Consider the following 17,699-nt stretch of genomic DNA (forward strand, 5'->3'; position numbering starts at 1 on the left):
TCTCTTTAGGGAAGGCTACCGTCGGCACATCCCAATCGCCCGGCGGATCCGTCGAAAGGGAGGAACACATGGGCAGAACAGCAATCGTGACGGGTGGTTCGCGCGGCATCGGTGCGGCGATCTCGAAGGCTCTGAAGGCTGCCGGGCACAATGTCGCGGCGACCTATGCCGGCAACGACGAGAGGGCGAACGCTTTTCGGGAAGAGACCGGCATTGCCGTCTACAAGTGGGACGTCGCCTCCTACGACGCCTGCGTGGAGGGGATCGGCAAGGTCGAGGCGGAGCTCGGCCCGGTGGACATCCTGGTCAACAATGCCGGCATCACCCGCGACGCGATGTTCCACAAGATGACGCCGGAGAACTGGCAGGCGGTGATCAACACCAATCTCAACGGCCTCTTCAACATGACCCGGCCGGTCTGGGACGGCATGCGGTCGCGCGGCTTCGGCCGGATCGTCAACATCTCGTCGATCAACGGCCAGAAGGGCCAGATGGGCCAGGCGAACTATTCCGCTGCCAAGGCCGGCGACATCGGCTTCACCAAAGCCTTGGCCCAAGAGGGCGCGCGCAAGAACATCACCGTCAACGCGGTCTGCCCCGGCTACATCAACACCGACATGATGGCGACCATTCCGCCGGAGGTGATGGAAAAGCAGATCGTCGCCAACATTCCGGTCGGCCGGCTCGGCGAGCCGGAGGAGATCGCCCGCTGCGTCGTGTTCCTCGTCTCCGACGAGGCGGGCTTCATCACCGGCTCCACCCTCACCGCGAATGGCGGCCAGTACCTCGCCTGATATGTGCAGCGGCGGGGCGCTGCCATCGGCAGCGTTCCGCTCCATGACATCGCGCGGTCGATCCGACCCATGAAATGCAATTCCGGCAGAGTGCTACTGCCGGAACACTTCGCCGCAGGTCGCCCGACGCTGCGGAACCAATTGCAATCATGGAAGTTTTTCCTCCAATCACTCATAGAGCAAACCGGCTTTGACCGGTGGAGGAGAACCATCATGCGCAGAGCATACTGGACCTATGCCATCCTTGCGGCGACCTCGATCGCCGCTGCCACGCCGGCGGTTTCGCAGACGGTGCGGATCGGCCCGGACGGCATCAAGCTCGTACCCCACGAGGACATGCGCCGCGGCGAACGCCACGAGATGCGGCAGGGCGTTTCCGAACGCGAGGCGATCCGCATCGCCAAGCGCCAGGGACTTCGGGACGTCGACGCGGTGACGAAGACCCGCGATACCTACCGCGTCGCGGGCATCGACCGCCGCGGCAGGGATATTCGGGTCGACATCGACCGCGACAGCGGCCAGGTCATCCGCGTGCGCTGACGCGAACAACCATGCCGACATGAGCGGGCGGTGGGCCGAACGGTCTGCCGCCCGTTTTCATTTGGCTACCCAAATGTGCCGGCGACAAATCAGAGATAGCTCGCACCGCTGAGGATCGACAGCGCCGGATTGGACGAGCTGGTGTCGTTGGACAGGTCGTACATCGCCAGGAAGCGATTCACCATGCGCTCGACATATTTCGTGTCGCCGAGCTGATCCATGTCGATCTTCTGCTCGAGATTGCGCGCCTGGACGTCGATGTCGCTCGAGGAGAACTCGTCCGGCAGGCCGAGGGTGGTCTTGACGAATTCCAACAGCGCGTCGTCGGCGAGGAAGGTGTAGACGCTGGTGATGTCCGAGGCCATGCGCTTGAAGTAGAGCGCCAGGCGCACGCCGTTGTTCTCGTCGCCGGCCTCCTCCTCCATGCGCTGGCGCAGATAGAGATCCTGCGTCGACAGCATGTCGGACACCGACTGCACCCGGGAGACGTCGCGCTCGATCGTGCCGCCGGTGGTGAAGTTGAAGGCCGCGGCAAATTCCAGATAGCGGTCGTCGCCATATTTTGCGGCGGCGCTGTCGGAATCGGAAAGATCGCTGGTCAGGATCGCCTCGATCTCGTCGCCCGTCAGCTTCTCGCCGTCGAGGCCGAAGGCCTTGAGAGCGAAGTCGAGGACGTTGGAGTTCGCCAGAAAATCGTCCATCGTGGCGATCTTCGGCACACCGGCATTGTAGGCAAGGATGCCCTCGGCGACGTCGACGAGTTCGGGGTTGGTGCGGCCAATCTCGCGGTCGAGATAGGCCGAGACGATCGTCGGCGTGCCGTCGGCGCCCTTGGCGAGCGACAGGTTGCCATAGGCGTCGATGTCGAAGGCGGAGCGGAGCGTCTTGTAGGCGTCGACGCCGAGCTTGTTCACGAAGCTGTTCGGATCGTCCGGGTCGCTCGCCAGCACCTTCTGGATGAGGTCGGTGTCCTGATAGTCCGGATCGAAGCCGATCGCCTTCATCGCATAGTCGAAGACGGTCGAATCCTCCAGAAACTCGTCGATCGTCGAGATCGACGTCATGGCCGATTTGAAGCTCTGGGAATCCTGCACCGCGGTGGTGACGGCCGCCTTGTCATCGTCCTCGTCGAGAAGGTTGAGGTAGCGATCGATCGTATCGCCCTGGGCGCTCTCGGTCTGCACTCGTCTGACATCGGCGACCTTGCCGTCGGAGCCGAAGTTGAAGGCGCTGGCGAGGCGGATGTAGCGGTCGTCGCCAAGGCTTGCGGCATAGCCCTTCGGATCCGACGGATCGCTGCGCAGGACACGCATGATCGTCGAGCGGCTCTCGGTCGTCGGATCGAGGCCGACGGCCTTCAGCGCGTAGTCGTAGACGGTCGAATTCGACATGAAGTCGGTGACCGAACCGATGCTGGCGATGTTGGCGGCATAGAAGGAAGACGACAGGCGGTCGTCCTGGGAGGCCGCGTCGCCGAAGTTTTCCAGATAGGAGTCGGTGAGGGCCTGAACATTCGCCGACGTCTGCGCCGGCACGCCGCTGTCGAGGCTGCCGTCGGTGTTGAACTGGAACATCTCCGCCAGCGCCGTGTACTGCTGCTTACGGGTCTTTTCCGCCGTCGTCGTCTCCGGCATCTTGTTGAGGACGCTGTTCGGATTGGAGCGGTCGGAGGTCAGGATGTTCCAGACATAGGCGGGTGACTCGATCGAGGAGTCGAGGCCGACGCCGGTCAGCGCGACCTCCAGAAGCCGGGTGTTCTCGATCAGGGCGTCGGCGCTGGTGATGCCGCCGATCTTCGATTCGTAATAGGAGACCTGCAGCGCGGCGGCCTGCGGCGAGGCTTCGAGCCCCTTCTGCTTGTAATAAAGATAGGCGGTGCTGTTGGCGTGCTCGGCGTCCTGCAACCCGCCGGCAGGCACGCTGCCGTCGGTCTCGAAGGGCAGCATCGAGGCGAGCAGGAGATAGCGGTCGTCGCCCTTGGCCGACATCTCGTCGGCCTTGGTGCCGGTCAGAACCTCGCGGATGAAGCTCTTCGAGGCGATCGATGCGTCGATGCCGGCCGCCTCCAACGCGACGGTGAACAGCTTGTCGTCATCGAGGAAGTCGTCGACGCTGGTGACGCCGGCGATGTTGGCGGTGAAGTAGTTGGCGTTGGCGGCGATCGCCCCGGCGGCCTTGGTCCGGTGCTCGGAGTAGCCCTCGACCATCACCTGTAGCTGGGCGTTGGACTGGGCCGTCAGATCCGGCTCTTCTGCCGCCGCGGTGAAGTTGAACGCTGCGGCGAAATCGCGATAGCGCTCGTCCGAGAGCTGATTGGCAAAGCTCGACGTGTCCGTGAGATCGCTCTGAAGAACCTTCTTGATCAGCGCGCGGGAATCGATCTGGTCTTCCAGGCCATAGGCCGTCATCGCGTAGGAATACAGCCGGTAATCGCCCATGAAGTCTTCGACGGACGTCACCTTGCCGATGTTCTCGCGGTAATAGTCGGCGAGCCGCTTGTTGACCGGATCGGCCGCAAGCCTGTCGAGCACGCGGGACTGGTCCCGCGTATAGAGCTGATAGGTCGTGAAGGTCGAAAGCATGGCCGGTCCGCAATTCGTGGACGCGCGGCGCCGGGGGCGAGATGCGAGGCGCAGGTCGTCGGATCGACCTTGGCCGATCATGCTTAACGCGCCGTTAAGCCTCTGCCGCCAAGTGCCGGAATGCTTGCCGAAAGGTGCACGGGCAGCCTTGCGGGCCAGACGATCAGCGTGACTTGGCGACGCTCCGGCAGGTTCAGACCGGCGGCAGAACCACGGGCAGCATGCGCCGCTCCTCGTCGGAAACGAAGCAGAGGTCGAGCAGCTTCTGCACTTCCGCGGCATGGCGGAAATCCGGTTCGCCGTTCACGCCAGACAAGAGCGCCAGCACGAAGCGGTCGGCATTGCGCGGCGTCGGCGGGCACTCGATACGCTTCCATGTCTGGGTATGGATGTCCTCGCCGAGACAGACGTCGAGGCTGGAATCGGTGGTGTTCGACCAGATCTTCAGCGCGCCGGTGGTGCCGTGGATGGTCAGGTCGAGATCGTTGGCCTTGCCTGTCGCATAGCGGCTCATATGGACAACGCCGAGGGCGCCGTTGTCGAACTCGACGGTCATGGCACAGGAATCGTTGGCATCGAGCCGATAGGTGCCGATCATCCCGCCTTCCGCCTTGTCGAAGGTCTTGAGGCGCGCCTGCAGTGCCGCGATGGACAGGCCGGTGCCGAAGGTGACGAAGTCGAGAATGTGAATACCGATGTCGCCGAGCACGCCCTTCGAGCCGTGGCCGGAGGAGAGCCGCCAGAGCCAGCGCTCGTCGGTCTGCCAGTTGCCCCAGTGGTTGCCGGTGAGCCAGCTCTGCAGGTAGCTCGCCTCGACGTGCCGGACGGTGCCGATCTCGCCGGCCTCGACCATGCGTCGGGCGAGCTGGATCGCATGGGCGTTGCGATAGGTGAGGTTGACCATGTTGATCAGCCCGGCCCGCTCGGCAGCACCGACCATCTCGAAGGCGTCCTCGGCATTCAGCGCCAGCGGCTTCTCGCAGAAGATCGCCTTGCCGGCCGCGACCACCTGAAGCGTCGTCGCCTTGTGGACGGCGTCCGGCGTGGCGTTCACCACCGCGTCGAACTCGCCCCATGCCAGTGCCTCGGCAAGATCCGGAAAGGCGTGCGGAATGTTGTGCAGCGTCGCGAAGGCCTGCGCCCGCTCGGCATTGACGTCGCAGGCCGCGACCACCCGGCAGCCGGGGATCGAGATGAAATGCTCGGCATGGCGATGGGCGATGGCGCCGGTGCCGAGGATCATGATGCGCTTTTCGCCGCTCGTCGCGGCGGCAGCCGAAAGCGCCGAAGGTCTCTCGCTCATTGCCCTTCCCCTCAGCGGTAGCCTTCTTCGCCCGGCTTGTGCAGCGAGCCGCCCTTCTGCTGGATCTTCTCCGGCGCCTTTTCGACCGGCACGTTCGGCGCGGCGGAAACGTCGCTCCAGGCGGCAACGGGATTGTAGGCCCAGCGCACGGCATTGACGAGGACGCGCTGGATCTCGGGGTTGTGGTAGATCGGATAGGTCTCGTGGCCCGGCCGGAAATAGAAGATCTTTCCGGCGCCGCGCTGATAGGTCAGCCCCGAACGGAACACCTCGCCGCCCTCGAACCAGGAGATGAACACCGTCTCCATCGGCTCGGGGACGAGGAACGGCTCGCCATACATCTCGGCATTCGGCAGCTCGATCGAATGGCCGACGCCCTGCACGATCGGATGCGAGCGGTTGACCGCCCAGAGCCGCTCGCGCTCGCCCGCCTCGCGCCATCTCAGCGAACAGGGCGTTCCCATCAGCCGCTTGAAGGGTTTCGAGAAGTGGCCGGAGTGAAGGACGATCAGCCCCATGCCCTGGTGGACGCGCTCGGCCACCCGGTCGACGATCGCATCCTCGACGTCGCCATGCATCTTGTGGCCCCACCACAGAAGCACGTCGGTCGCGTCGAGCCGCGCCTGGGGGAGCCCGTGCTCTGCCTCGGGCAGCGTCGCGGTTTCTGCCGAAATGCCCTCCTCGCGGTTGAGGAAGCCGGCGATCGCCGCGTGGATGCCGTCCGGATAGAGGTTCCTGACGACGTCGTTGTGCTGCTCATGGAAGAACTCGTTCCAGACGAGCGTGCGGATGGTCATGCTGCCCTCCCCGGGAAATCCTGTTGTCGCGGCCGCCCGACGCTGACCCCGGCCAGGCCAGCCCGCCGTTGCCGCCGAGGGTCTTTGAACAAGAGCCTCAGAGCGTCGCGAGGATCGCCACCGGCAGATCCTTGAAGGCCTCGCCGAGGTCGAGCTCCTCGCGGACGTCCAGCGTTTCGCCGGTGAAGATATTGCGCCAGCCACGCATCGCCAGCCCCTCGGGGAGCGGCAGTGCGGTGCCCTGCCAGCCCCTGGTGGCGGCAACCGGCTCGGCGCCGCCGTCGAGCAGCGACAGGGTCAGTCGCGGCGCGAGCACCATCACCGCCCGCCTGTCCTCGCTTTGCCGGACGAAGGCGACGAGATTGTCCGCCCGCGGCCCGGAGGCTGTCAGCGGCAGATAGGCGGCTTCGGCGAAGAACTCCGGCATCGCCGCGCGCAATGTGAGGCCGGCCGAGGTGATGCGGGCCTTCAGCGCGCCGGAGCGCCAGTTCGCGAGATCGCCGGCAAGCTCGGTATCCTCACCGATCACCTTGCTTCGAGCATCGAAATCCACCCGCCGGCGATTGTCGGGATCGACCAGCGAGAAGTCGTAGAACTCCGTGCCCTGATAGATGTCCGGCACGCCCGGCGCGCCGAGCTTGACGGTCGTCTGCGAGAGCGAGTTCAGCGCCCCCGCCGCGACGAAGGGCTGCGCCGCCTGCCAGAACTTGGCGATGAACGAGCCCTCGCCGCCATCCTCCAGCATCGCCGCGACGAAGCTGGCAAGCGCCGTCTCATAGGCTTCGGCGGGCGCGGTCCAGCTGGTCCAGCGTTTCGCCTCGCGCACCGCCTTTTCGGCATAGGCGGCAAGCCGCCCGGCGACGTCGTCGCGCAAAGTCCGGTTGGCCGGGTCGAAATCGGCTGGAAGAACGCCGAGAAGCGACTGGTAAAGGCCCCATTCGGTTTCGGGATCGGGCGAATTCAGCCCCGGCTCGACCTCGATCCGCCTGTCGGCCATCGACGTCGCAAAGGCTTCGACGAGATCGGCCCAGCGCTCCGGCGCCTCTGACAGAGCATAGAGCCGCGCCCGGGCGTCCTCGCCACGCTTGGTGTCGTGGGTCGAGGTGGCGAGAAGACCCTCCGGCTGATCCTTCAGCCGGATCTGCATCGCCTCGTGGAAGGCCGAGACGTCGGCGCCGTAATGGTCCGGCTCGCCGCCGACCTCGTTCAGCGCGATCAACCGGTTGTAGCGATAGAAGACGGTGTCCTCGACGGCCTTCGCCATCACCGCGCCGGTGGTCTGCTGGAACCGCCGGGTGAAATCGAGCGCGCCGGCAATGTCGGCGCCGTCCTCGAAGTCGAGCTTCAGAAGCCGGCCGATGAACTGGATCGGCTCGTCCGCCTCGACCTCCCGGGAGGTCATGGCGAGATCGACCGCCTCGTCGATGATCGCGATGTCGCGGCGCGGCACGCCGTCCACCGAGACATAGGTGCGGTAGACCGGCAGCGCGGCGGCCACCTCGACGATCGCCCGGGCCATGGTGTCGGGGCCGAGGTCGCGGGTGGCGAGCCCGCGAGACGCGACTGAGAGCGCGAGATTGGTCAGCGCCGTCAGTTCGCCGGCAAGGTTGCGCTGGAAGATCGAGCGCTTCTGGCGAAGGATCATGCCGCGCAGATCCTGCTCCTCGCCGACGAATGCATGATAGGCATCGGTCATCGCCGCTTCCTGCGACGGATCGACATAAAGGCCGGCAAGCGCGGTGATGAACTCGTAGCCGGTGGTGCCCTCGATCTCCCAGGTGGTGCGCAGCCGCTCGTCGCCGGTGAGGATCTTCTCGACATGGATCGAGGGCGAGCGGCGGACCGACTGGAAGGCCTGGCGCAGCTGTTCCAGATAGCCGCGCGGATCGGCAAGGCCGTCGACATGGTCGATGCGGATGCCGTCGAGGCGCCGCTCGCGGGCGAGCCGGATGATCGTCTGGTGGGATTCCCGGAAGACCCGGCGCGATTCCTGCCGTACGCCGATCAGGTCGGCGATCTCGAAGAAGCGGCGATAGGTCAGCTTCTCCCGGGCCGTCCGCCACCAGGCGAGCCGCCAGGCCTGCGCCTCGTGAAGGGCATGGAGGGCGTCGATGTCGCCATTGATCGCCGAAAGCGCGTGGTCGAGCGCGGCACCGAAGCTCTCGTCCTGGAGATGTTCCAGCACCCGCTCGGTCAGCTCGTCCGCCTCGGCGGGCGTTGCCACCGAGAAGCGGCGCACCAGCCGGTCCTTTTCCGGATGGTCGAGAAGGCCAAAGACATGGCCGTAGCTGCGCGGATCGACCGGCAGGCCATAGCCGGAGGCGTCGAAGCGCAGCGCGCCAGCCTTGGCGTCGAAGCGCACCGACAGGTCGCCCGCCTCGAGCGCCTCCCCATAGGGCTTGGCGAGCACCGGAACGAGAATCTTCTCGGCTTCCCAGGCGATGTCGAAGGTCCGGGCGTAGCGGCTCTCCGACCCCCAGCGCAAGACGTCCTCCCACCAGTGATTGGCCGGCGAGACGCCCATATGGTTGGGCACGAAATCAAGGACGAGGCCAAGGTCGGCCGAGGACAGGGCGTCGCTCATCCGGGTGAAGCCGGCGATGCCGCCGAGGCTCTCGTCGAGGGCGTTGTAGTCGGTGACGTCGTAGCCGTGGGTCGAGCCCTCTGCCGCGGCGAAGATCGGCGCGGCGTAGAGATGGCTGACGCCGAGCTTCTTCAGATAGAGGGCAAGGCCGGCGGCGGTCTCGAAATCCATCCCCTCGCGAAACTGCAGGCGGTAGGTTGCGACGAGCGAGCGGCTCATGTGGATTTCGGCCTTTCTTCGCGCATGGCCGCGGCCAGCTCGCGGAACCGGCCGTTCGCGGCGAGTTCCTCGAGCGGCACCTCGGTGACGATGCGCCAGTTGGGATATTGATCGGTGGTGCCGGGAAGGTTCGCCTGCCGCTCGCCGGCGACCATGTCGTCGAGCTGGACGGCGAAGAGCAGCGCGGCGCTTCTCGCCAGATGCCGATGCACGGCGACGGCGAGCGCATCGGGAAGCTCTTCCGGCATCGGCGCCTCGCCGCGCAGAACCGGCGCAAGATCGCCGGGCAGGACGCCGGACTGATTCAGCGCCTGAACGAGCATGCGCTTTTCCTGCTCGCGGGATTTCGTGTCACGGTCCGTCGCCGCCTCGTCCTGGGTGCCCGCCTCGAAGCGCAGGCGGATGTCGCCACCCGTCCACCAGCCGGCGAGGGTCGCAAGATCGTGGGTGGAGATGCAGGCGAGCGACAGCCGCGGATAGGCGGAGGGATCGATGAAGCTGCCGTCCTGATGGCGCTCGAAATAAAGGACGCGATAGGAGAAGACATTGGCCGTCGCCATGATCTCGCGAAAACCCGGCGGCACGGTGCCGAGATCCTCGCCGATGACGAGGCAGCGGTTTTCCGTCGCCGCCGCAGCGACGGCATCGACCATCGCGCCGAGATGATAGCGGACATAGCCGCCGCCGGCCGAGCGGGCCTCGTTCGGGATCCACCACAACCGGGCAAGGCCCATGGCGTGGTCGATGCGCACCGCGCCGGCATGGCGGGTCAGCGCCGAGAAGGCGTCGTGCAGCGGCTTGTGCTCGCGTTCTGCCAGAGCCTTGGGAGACAGCGGCGCAAGGCCCCAGTCCTGGCCCTGGCTGTTGAACATGTCGGGCGGCGAGCCGACCCGTGCGGAATTGACGGTCAGCGCCGGGTCTGCCCAGGTTTCCGCACCGTCGGGGGCGACGCCGACGGCGAGATCGAGATAAAGGCCGATCGCCATGCCGGCGGCCTTCGCCCGCGCCTGGGCGCTGGCGAGCTGTTCCTCCGCCTCGAACTGCAGCCAGAGATGAAAGAGGACGCGCTCGCGCTGCTCTTCCGCGAACCGGGTCACATCTTCGGACAAGCGGTCTCTCAGAGGCTCCGGCCAGTGGTGCCAGCCGGCATGACCGCCATCCGCCACCTGAGCCTCCGAAAGCGCCTCGAACAGCGCAAACCCCTTCAGCGCCTCGCCGCCATCGGCAAGGAAGCGCTGGAACGCCTGTTCGTCCTCGATCTCGGACTTGCGCTGATCGAAGACCCGTTCGAACAAAGCCCGCTTCAGCCGGCCCATGGCCGGATAGTCGACGAGATCGCCGTCGCCTCTGGCAAAGAGGTCCGGTGCCTCCGCCCGCAGCCGCTCGATCGCCTCGCGCCCGCCTTCCATGTGGTCGACCGCGAGATAATACGGATTGAGAAAGCGCCGGGTCGATGGCGAATAGGGGCTGTAGCGGCCGGGCTCTGACAGAAACAGCGCATGCAGCGGATTGACCCCGACGAAGTCGGCGCCCTCGCCCGCGGCAACGATCGCCAGCCGCGCCAGATCCTCGAAGTCGCCGATGCCGAGATTGCGGCCAGAGCGCAGCGCATAGAGCTGGCAGGCAACGCCCCAGTGGCGGGCTCCGGCGACCGATGCGGGCAGCGGGCAGGCAGTCTGCGGCGCCGCCTCACGGTCGTGGAAGTCGCCGAATGGACCAGTCTCGGGATCGACGCCGAGGGCCAGGAGCAGCGCCCGCTTGGCATCGTCGTCGATGACCTTCTCCTCGCCGAGTTCGGAGACATAGGCGAGCTGGATGCCATGGCTTGCGGCCAGCCGGTCGAGATGCTCGGTCATCCGTTCTTCCCGGCGATGAGTTTCTGACTTTCGAGGCGGAAGACGGCCGACGGCCCGGGAAGGACGCCGGTCCTCAGCGTCTCGTCCGCACCCTTCGGATAGGCGTGCAGGACCTCGCCGCAGGTCAGGTCGCCGCTGACGACATCGGACGGGATCGCCCAGGGTTCGTCGTCGAGATTGGCGAAGAGATGCAGAGCCGAGCCATCCTTCAGGTGCCAGCAGACCACGAAGGCCAGCGTGTCGTCGGACACATGATATTCGCCGCATCCCCCGGTCAGGCCGTCCGACAGCAGGGGAACGACGAGCCTCTGACGCTTTTCCAGGAGCCGCTTCACCATTTCGAGGCGGCGGCGATAGGTCGGCCGATCGAGCATCGTCCAGTCGAGCTTGGACGCTTCGAATGTCGACTGGGCATTCGGATCGGGGATCAGGGCGCGCGCGTCCTCGTCGTGAAAGGCGGCAAACTTCTTGAATTCCGCCCGCCGCCCCTCGCGCACGGCTTCACCGAGTTCGCCGTCGAAATCGGTGAAGAAGCAGAACGGGTGGGTATCGCCATATTCCTCGCCCATGAAGAGCAGCGGGATCTGTGGCGAGAGCAGCAGGATCGCCTGCAGGCATTCGACGACGCGGCGCGCCGCGAGGTCGGTCAGCCGGTCGCCGAAGGCGCGGTTGCCGATCTGGTCGTGGTTCTGCAGGAAGTTGACGAAGGCCGTCGGCGGCAGATGGGCGGACGAGACGCCGACATCTTTGCCGCGATGCTCGGAATGATCGCCCTGATAGACGAAGCCGGTGGCGAGCGCCTTGGCCATCTGGGCGACGGAGCGGCGCGAATAATCCGCATAGTAGCCTTCGTCCTCATGGGTCGCGAGGACATGGGCGGTGTGATGGAAGTCGTCGTTCCACTCGCCCGAGACGAGAGCCGGCCGGCCGTTCTCGCGCTCGATGTGCCAGGTAATGTTGCGGTCGTCCTCGGTCGTCAGATGGACGTGGCGATCCGGGAAGGTCTCGCGCACCCTTGCGGCGAGTTCCTTCACCAGCGGCGTGTCGGTGGTGTCCTTGATGGAATCGATGGCGTCGAGCCGCAGCCCGTCGATACGGTATTCCTCCAGCCAGTAGAGGGCGTTGTCGATCATGAAATCGCGCACCGGCTGTTCGTCATAGGCGATAGCCGCGCCCCAGGGCGTATGGATCTCCTGATGGAAGAACTCCGGCGCATAGGAGCCGATATAGTTCCCATCCGGGCCGAAATGGTTGTAGACGACATCGAGGAAAACCATCAGCCCGCGCTGGTGGGCGGCGTCGACGAACTGCTTCAGCGCCTCCTCGCCGCCATAGGCCTCGTGCGGACAGTAGAGCAACACGCCGTCATAGCCCCAGCCCCGGCGCCCGCCGAACTGGGCGACCGGAAGAAGCTCGATGGCGGTGACACCGGTCTCCTTCAGGTAGTCGAGCTTGTCGCAAATGCCGGCAAAGTCGCCGGTCGCGGAAAACGTGCCGGTGTGGAGTTCGTAGAAGACCGTCTCCTCCCACGGCCGGCCGTTCCAGTCGGCGCTCCGCCACTCGTATGCCTCAGGGTCGACGAGGACGGAGAGGGAATGGACGTCACCGACCTGCCGGCGGGAGGCGGGGTCGGGAACGATAAGGCCGCTTTCGACCCGGAAACCGTAGGCGCCGCCCGGGCGGACCCGGTCGGTCGTCGCATGCCACCAGCCCGCGCCATCCCGCTCCATCGTCAGGAAGTCGGCCGGCTTGCCGGCCTCGTCACCGATGGCGAGTTCGATAGAGGGAGCCGACGGCGCCCAGAGACGGAACTCGCTCCCATCCCCGGAAAAGCGCGGTCCCCAGTTCGTCTCGAACGCAAAGCGATCGGCGGTTCGTGCCATTTCGTCAGTCCCCGTCCCTGAAAGCTGATGATGGAAAAATGAGCGAGGTCGCGCGACCATTCGCATCGCGTTCTAACTAAAGCGGTATGGCCGACTGCCAGCCCCCGAGGTCGCGAGAATTTCTTTGCCCGGCTCCACCCTAAGACGCGACGGCGCTCATGGCTGGAAGAATGCAGGCGAAGATCGTGACGGCGATCGGAAATCTGGAGGTGGTGTCGTGAGGACCCGCCTTCCATGCGCAATTCGATCAGGCCGCCGCTTTGCAAGAGTCGTGGTCGCACGGCCCGGATGAACGCCCTGCAGCAAAGTGCCGGCGTGCTCATGGTGACGTCGGGCTGGCTCCTGCCCTTTCACCGCCTTGATCCTGTCGGCCGGCGCGTGGCCCTTAACCTTGCCCCGCCCGTCCGCGGACCAGATCGTGGATGAAGCCGAGCTTCTCCTTCACCGTCGCCGAGATAACAAAGGGATAGAGATCCTGGTGGCCCATCGAGCGGTTGAAGGAGTTGAGCGCCGCCGAGAGCGCCAGCCAGGCGTCGGCGATCTCGTCGATCGTCACCTCGTCCTTATAGACGTCGAAGTCGATCGTCGTCGTCAGAAGCCCCGAATCGCGCACCCGCGGATCGACCGAGACGCCCCACCAGTGACCCGTCTCCAGGCTGTCGACGATGTGGAGATAGTGCGCCCAGGTTTCGGCGAAGTCCTCCCAAGCGTGAGCGCCGGCATAGGAGGAGACGTATTCGTTCTGCCAGTTCGGCTTCGGGCCGTTCTGGTAGTGCCGCTGCAGCGCCTCGCCATAGTCCTCGGTGTCGTCGCCGAAGATCGCCCGGCAAGCGGAAAGCGCGCCCGGATTGCCGTCGCGCACCAGCCGGTCCCAGTACCAGTGGCCGACCTCGTGGCGGAAATGGCCGAGCAGCGTGCGGTAGGGCTCGCCCATCGATGTCCGGCGCTTCTCGCGCTCGGCATCGTCGGCCTCGACAAGCGCGATGGTGATCAGGCCGTTGTCGTGGCCGGTCATCACCTTCTGCTCGCCTGGCACCTCGGCGAGAAAGTCGAAGCCAAGGCCCTCTTCGGCCTCGTCCCGGGTCACCAGCGGCAGGCGCAGTTGCAGCAGCGTGTAGAACATCCGCCGCTTGGCGATCTCCATCTTCTGCCAGCGCCCGAGATTCCCCGGGTCCGACATGTCCGGGACCGTCACATTGTGGCGGCAGGCCTTGCAGTAGAGGTCCGGGCTGTCCGCCGCCACCAGCCAGTTGCACACGCCCTGCTGATAGTTGGCGCAGTATTTCCAGCGGGAGCCGCCCGAATGGGTGCCAGCCTCAACGAAGAGACCGTCATCCGGATCCAGCGCCAGCATACGGTTCGACACCGGCTCGTAGCCGAGAGCATGGTTGCAGCGCTCGCAGACGACGTTCTCGAAAAAAACCACCTGCGAGCAGGCAGGACAGGAAAACAGTTTCATCGACGGTCCCCGATGCGCGTCTTGCGCGAAAACGATTGCGCGCATCAATGTTTAGGTGGATGACTGGTTCCGTGAAGGAAGGCCGAGGCCAGGAATTTTTGCCGCTGTTTCTCTCGCTTCACAGGGCGTCGCCAGAGGACGTCAGGACGCCGGCCCGCTTGCCGCACCGCGATAGGGCGATAAGCTTCACGCGCAGACGAAACGGGACGAACGAAAGCGACCATGTCGATTCTTGCCGCGCTCAACCATTTGACGCACTACAAATACGACCGCCCCGTCACTCTTGCCCCCCAGATCATCCGGCTGCGTCCGGCCCCCCATTCGCGCACCAGGGTTCCGTCCTACTCGTTGCGGGTGACGCCGGACAATCATTTCGTCAACTGGCAGCAGGACCCGTTCGGCAACTACCTGGCCCGCTTCGTCTTTCCCGAGAAGACCACGGAGTTCAAGATCGAGGTCGATCTTCTCGCCGACATGACGGTCTACAATCCCTTCGACTTCTTCGTGGAGGAGGCCGCCCAGGCCTGGCCGTTCCAGTACGATGCGATTCTGAAGAGCGACCTTGCCGCCTATCTGGTGCCAGAGGCGCCTGGTGCGTTGGTCGAGGCATTCCTGAGAGATCTCGATCGCTCCGAGACCCACACGGTCGACTTTCTCGTCGGGCTGAACCGGACGATCGCCAATCACGTCGAATATCTGGTCCGCATGGAGCCCGGCGTGCAGACGCCGGAGGAGACGCTCGAGAAGGGCTCCGGCTCTTGCCGCGATTCCTCCTGGCTGCTGGTCAACATCCTCCGGCATCTCGGTTTTGCGGCCCGTTTCGTCTCCGGCTATCTGATTCAGTTGAAGCCCGACAAGGTCGCCCTCGACGGCCCGGCCGGCACCACCCACGACTTCACCGACCTCCACGCCTGGGCCGAGGTCTATCTGCCCGGCGCCGGCTGGATCGGCCTTGATCCGACCTCCGGGCTTCTCACCGGCGAGAGCCACGTGCCGCTGGCCGCAACGCCGCATTTTCGCTCGGCCGCGCCGATCTCCGGCGCCGTCGACTATGCCGAGGTGGAATTCGACTTCTCGATGTCGGTGACCCGTGTCGAGGAGCGGCCCCGGGTCTCGCACCCGTTTTCCGACGACAGCTGGGAGGAGCTCGACGACCTCGGCAAGCGCGTCGACGCCGAGCTGAAGGCCGCCGACGTGCGCCTCACCATGGGCGGCGAGCCGACCTTCGTCTCGATCGACGATTTCGAAGCGCCGGAATGGAACGCGGATGCCACCGGACCGACCAAGCGCGGCCTCGCAGACGATCTGATCCGCCGGCTCAGGGATCGCTTCGCGCCCGGCGGCTTCCTGCATTACGGCCAGGGCAAGTGGTATCCCGGCGAGACCCTGCCGCGCTGGACCTTCTCGCTCTACTGGCGCAAGGACGGTGTTCCCGTCTGGAAAAACGCCGAGACGATCGCCCGGGAGACCACCGGACAGTCTGTCGGTCCGGCCGAGTCCGAGCGCTTCACCAGGGCCGTCGCCGAGGCGATCGGCATCGCCGCCGACAACGTCATGCCCGCCTTCGAGGATGCGGCCTACTGGCTGCTGCGCGAATCCCAGCTGCCGGAAAATGTCGAGCCGACCGACTCCAAGCTGGAAGACCGCGAAGAGCGCGCCCGGCTTGCCAAGGTGTTCGAACGCGGCCTGCCGAAGCCGACCGGCCACGTCCTGCCGGTCCAGGCCTGGCAGGCGCGGGCCCGCGGCGTGCGCTGGTTTTCCGAGCGCTGGTCGACGCGGCGCCGGCATCTGTTCCTGGTGCCCGGCGATTCCGCCATGGGCTACCGCCTGCCGCTGGCGGCGCTGCCGCATCTCGGCCCGGCGGATTTCCCCTTCATCCATCCGGACGACCCGACCCAGCCGTTTCCGCCCCTGCCACCGCAGAACCGCCAGCAATGGGGGCGGATCGAGATGCAGCAGCATCTCGGCGGCACAGGCGACGGCGGCGGAATGAGCCAATCGATGGGCAGGCCGGGCGGCATACGCCAGGAGATGACGCCGTTGCCGCCCCTGCCCGGGGGCTCCTTGACCGGCGGTGGCGCTGCCGGCGGGCTGATGCCGACCTATGGCAGCTTCTCGCCCGTCGCCGGCGAGATCGTCGGACATGTCCGCACCGCGCTCTCCATCGAGCCGCGCGACGGCAAGCTCTGCGTCTTCATGCCGCCGCTGGAATTCACCGAGGCCTATCTCGACCTCCTCGGCGTCATCGAGGAAATTGCCGAAGCACAGGGCCTGCCGGTGCAGATCGAGGGCTACGCCCCGCCGCCAGACCCGCGGCTCAACGTCATCCGCGTCGCCCCTGATCCGGGTGTCATCGAGGTCAACGTCCATCCCTCGTCGTCATGGGAGGAATCGAAGGCGATCACCACCGGCGTCTACGAGGATGCCCGCCAGTCGCGCCTCGGCACCGACAAGTTCATGATCGACGGCAAACATGCCGGCACCGGCGGCGGCAACCATGTCGTCGTCGGCGGCGCGACGCCGCTCGATAGCCCCTTCCTGCGGCGACCGGACCTGTTGAAGTCGCTGGTCCTCTACTGGCAGCGCCATCCCTCGCTCTCCTATCTGTTCTCGGGCCTGTTCATCGGCCCGACCAGCCAGGCGCCGCGGATCGACGAGGGCCGCCACGACCAGCTCTACGAGCTCGAAATCGCCATGGCCCAGGTGACGCGGGACAGTTTCTCGACCCCGCCATGGCTTGTCGACCGGCTGTTTCGCAACCTCCTCATCGACGTCACCGGCAACACCCACCGGGCGGAGATCTGCATCGACAAGCTCTATTCGCCGGACGGCCCCACCGGCCGTCTCGGCCTCGTCGAATTCCGCGGCTTCGAGATGCCGCCGGACGCCAGGATGAGCCTTGCCCAGCAGCTTCTGATCCGGGCGCTGATCATGAAGTTCTGGAAGGAGCCCGAAGAAGGCCGCTTCGTGCGCTGGGGGACGGAGCTGCACGATCGCTTCATGCTGCCGGAATTCGTCTGGGCGGACTTCCTCGACGTTCTCGAGGATCTCACCCGCTCCGGCTATCCGCTGAAGCCGGAATGGTTCGAGGCGCAGGCCGAGTTCCGCTTCCCCTTCTGCGGCAGGATCGAGCGCGAGGGCATCACGCTGGAGCTGCGCCAGGCGCTGGAGCCTTGGAACGTCATGGGCGAGACCGGCGCGATCGGCGGCACGGTGCGCTTCGTCGATTCCTCGGTCGAGCGGCTGCAGGTGAAGCTCTCTGACTTCGTGCCCACCCGCCACATCGTCACCTGCAACGGCCGCGAGGTGCCGATGATGGCGACCGGCAAGGGCAAGGAGGCCGTCGCGGGCGTCCGCTTCAAGGCCTGGCAGCCGGCCTCGGGCCTCCATCCGACGATCCCGGTCCACGCGCCGCTCACCTTCGACATCTATGATCGCTGGTCGAAGCGCTCGATCGGCGGCTGCGTCTATCACGTCGCCCATCCCGGCGGGCGGAACTACGACACCTTCCCGGTGAATTCCTACGAGGCCGAGGCGCGGCGGCTTGCGCGGTTCGAGGATATCGGCCACACGCCCGGAGGCTTCGAGCCGGTGCGCGAGCGCCCCGATGCGTCCTTCCCGGCGACCCTCGATCTCAGAAGGCCGGCCGGGATCGCGGTGATGTAATAGGGAGCCGTCTGCA

General features: G+C 65.7%; 10 protein-coding genes. 3 read left to right on the forward strand and 7 right to left on the reverse strand.

Annotation, left to right across the window (positions count from 1 at the left end; translation table 11 throughout):
• The first annotated feature begins 68 nt into the window (after positions 1–68).
• Both phbB and E3C22_RS08530 read left to right on the forward strand, forming a co-directional pair.
• On the forward strand, positions 69–794 hold the full coding sequence (gene phbB, locus E3C22_RS08525) for an acetoacetyl-CoA reductase (protein WP_134761560.1): 726 nt from the start codon (positions 69–71) through the stop codon (positions 792–794).
• 213 nt (positions 795–1,007) lie between these two features.
• A complete protein-coding gene (locus E3C22_RS08530; RefSeq protein WP_167591690.1) occupies positions 1,008–1,334 on the forward strand; it encodes a PepSY domain-containing protein in 327 nt (108 codons plus the stop codon).
• Between the two features lie 89 nt (positions 1,335–1,423).
• On the opposite strand, the gene E3C22_RS08535 is transcribed toward E3C22_RS08530, so the two are convergent.
• The 7 genes from E3C22_RS08535 to E3C22_RS08565 all read right to left on the reverse strand — a co-directional run bounded on the left by E3C22_RS08535 (position 1,424) and on the right by E3C22_RS08565 (position 14,017).
• Positions 1,424–3,916, reverse strand: a complete 2,493-nt coding sequence (locus E3C22_RS08535; RefSeq protein ID WP_167591691.1) for a DUF1217 domain-containing protein — start codon at positions 3,914–3,916, stop codon at positions 1,424–1,426.
• Between the two features lie 193 nt (positions 3,917–4,109).
• On the reverse strand, positions 4,110–5,219 hold the full coding sequence (locus tag E3C22_RS08540) for a Gfo/Idh/MocA family protein (RefSeq protein ID WP_134761563.1): 1,110 nt from the start codon (positions 5,217–5,219) through the stop codon (positions 4,110–4,112).
• Positions 5,220–5,230: 11 nt separating this feature from the next.
• Complete coding sequence (locus E3C22_RS08545; protein ID WP_134761564.1) at positions 5,231–6,016, reverse strand: ThuA domain-containing protein; 786 nt, start codon at positions 6,014–6,016, stop codon at positions 5,231–5,233.
• A gap of 97 nt (positions 6,017–6,113) precedes the next feature.
• On the reverse strand, positions 6,114–8,819 hold the full coding sequence (gene treY / locus E3C22_RS08550; RefSeq protein WP_134761565.1) for a malto-oligosyltrehalose synthase: 2,706 nt from the start codon (positions 8,817–8,819) through the stop codon (positions 6,114–6,116).
• Positions 8,816–10,675, reverse strand: coding sequence for a 4-alpha-glucanotransferase (gene malQ / locus E3C22_RS08555; protein WP_134761566.1), 1,860 nt, complete (start codon positions 10,673–10,675; stop codon positions 8,816–8,818). The genes treY and malQ overlap by 4 nt, the downstream gene beginning before the upstream one ends.
• Positions 10,672–12,558, reverse strand: coding sequence for a malto-oligosyltrehalose trehalohydrolase (gene treZ, locus E3C22_RS08560; protein ID WP_134761567.1), 1,887 nt, complete (start codon positions 12,556–12,558; stop codon positions 10,672–10,674). The genes malQ and treZ overlap by 4 nt, the downstream gene beginning before the upstream one ends.
• A gap of 385 nt (positions 12,559–12,943) precedes the next feature.
• Positions 12,944–14,017: a zinc-binding metallopeptidase family protein gene (locus tag E3C22_RS08565; protein ID WP_134761568.1), complete on the reverse strand. Its 1,074-nt coding sequence runs from the start codon at positions 14,015–14,017 to the stop codon at positions 12,944–12,946.
• A 222-nt stretch (positions 14,018–14,239) separates the two neighbouring features.
• On the opposite strand from E3C22_RS08565, the gene E3C22_RS08570 reads away from it, so the two are divergent.
• The gene (locus tag E3C22_RS08570) at positions 14,240–17,683 is read left to right on the forward strand and encodes a transglutaminase family protein (protein WP_134761569.1); all 3,444 of its coding nucleotides are present in this window, start codon (positions 14,240–14,242) and stop codon (positions 17,681–17,683) included.
• The last annotated feature ends 16 nt before the right edge of the window (positions 17,684–17,699 follow it).

The sequence above is a fragment of the Jiella endophytica genome (assembly GCF_004519335.1).
Lineage (GTDB): Bacteria > Pseudomonadota > Alphaproteobacteria > Rhizobiales > Rhizobiaceae > Jiella > Jiella endophytica.

What these genes read in the sequence shown, in the direction of transcription:
- phbB (WP_134761560.1), top strand. Translation starts at nt 69, where the DNA reads ATGGGCAGAACAGCAATCGTGACGGGTGGTTCGCGCGGCATCGGTGCG.
- E3C22_RS08530 (WP_167591690.1), top strand. Translation starts at nt 1,008, where the DNA reads ATGCGCAGAGCATACTGGACCTATGCCATCCTTGCGGCGACCTCGATC.
- E3C22_RS08535 (WP_167591691.1), bottom strand. Translation starts at nt 3,916, where the DNA reads ATGCTTTCGACCTTCACGACCTATCAGCTCTATACGCGGGACCAGTCC.
- E3C22_RS08540 (WP_134761563.1), bottom strand. Translation starts at nt 5,219, where the DNA reads ATGAGCGAGAGACCTTCGGCGCTTTCGGCTGCCGCCGCGACGAGCGGC.
- E3C22_RS08545 (WP_134761564.1), bottom strand. Translation starts at nt 6,016, where the DNA reads ATGACCATCCGCACGCTCGTCTGGAACGAGTTCTTCCATGAGCAGCAC.
- treY (WP_134761565.1), bottom strand. Translation starts at nt 8,819, where the DNA reads ATGAGCCGCTCGCTCGTCGCAACCTACCGCCTGCAGTTTCGCGAGGGG.
- malQ (WP_134761566.1), bottom strand. Translation starts at nt 10,675, where the DNA reads ATGACCGAGCATCTCGACCGGCTGGCCGCAAGCCATGGCATCCAGCTC.
- treZ (WP_134761567.1), bottom strand. Translation starts at nt 12,558, where the DNA reads ATGGCACGAACCGCCGATCGCTTTGCGTTCGAGACGAACTGGGGACCG.
- E3C22_RS08565 (WP_134761568.1), bottom strand. Translation starts at nt 14,017, where the DNA reads ATGAAACTGTTTTCCTGTCCTGCCTGCTCGCAGGTGGTTTTTTTCGAG.
- E3C22_RS08570 (WP_134761569.1), top strand. Translation starts at nt 14,240, where the DNA reads ATGTCGATTCTTGCCGCGCTCAACCATTTGACGCACTACAAATACGAC.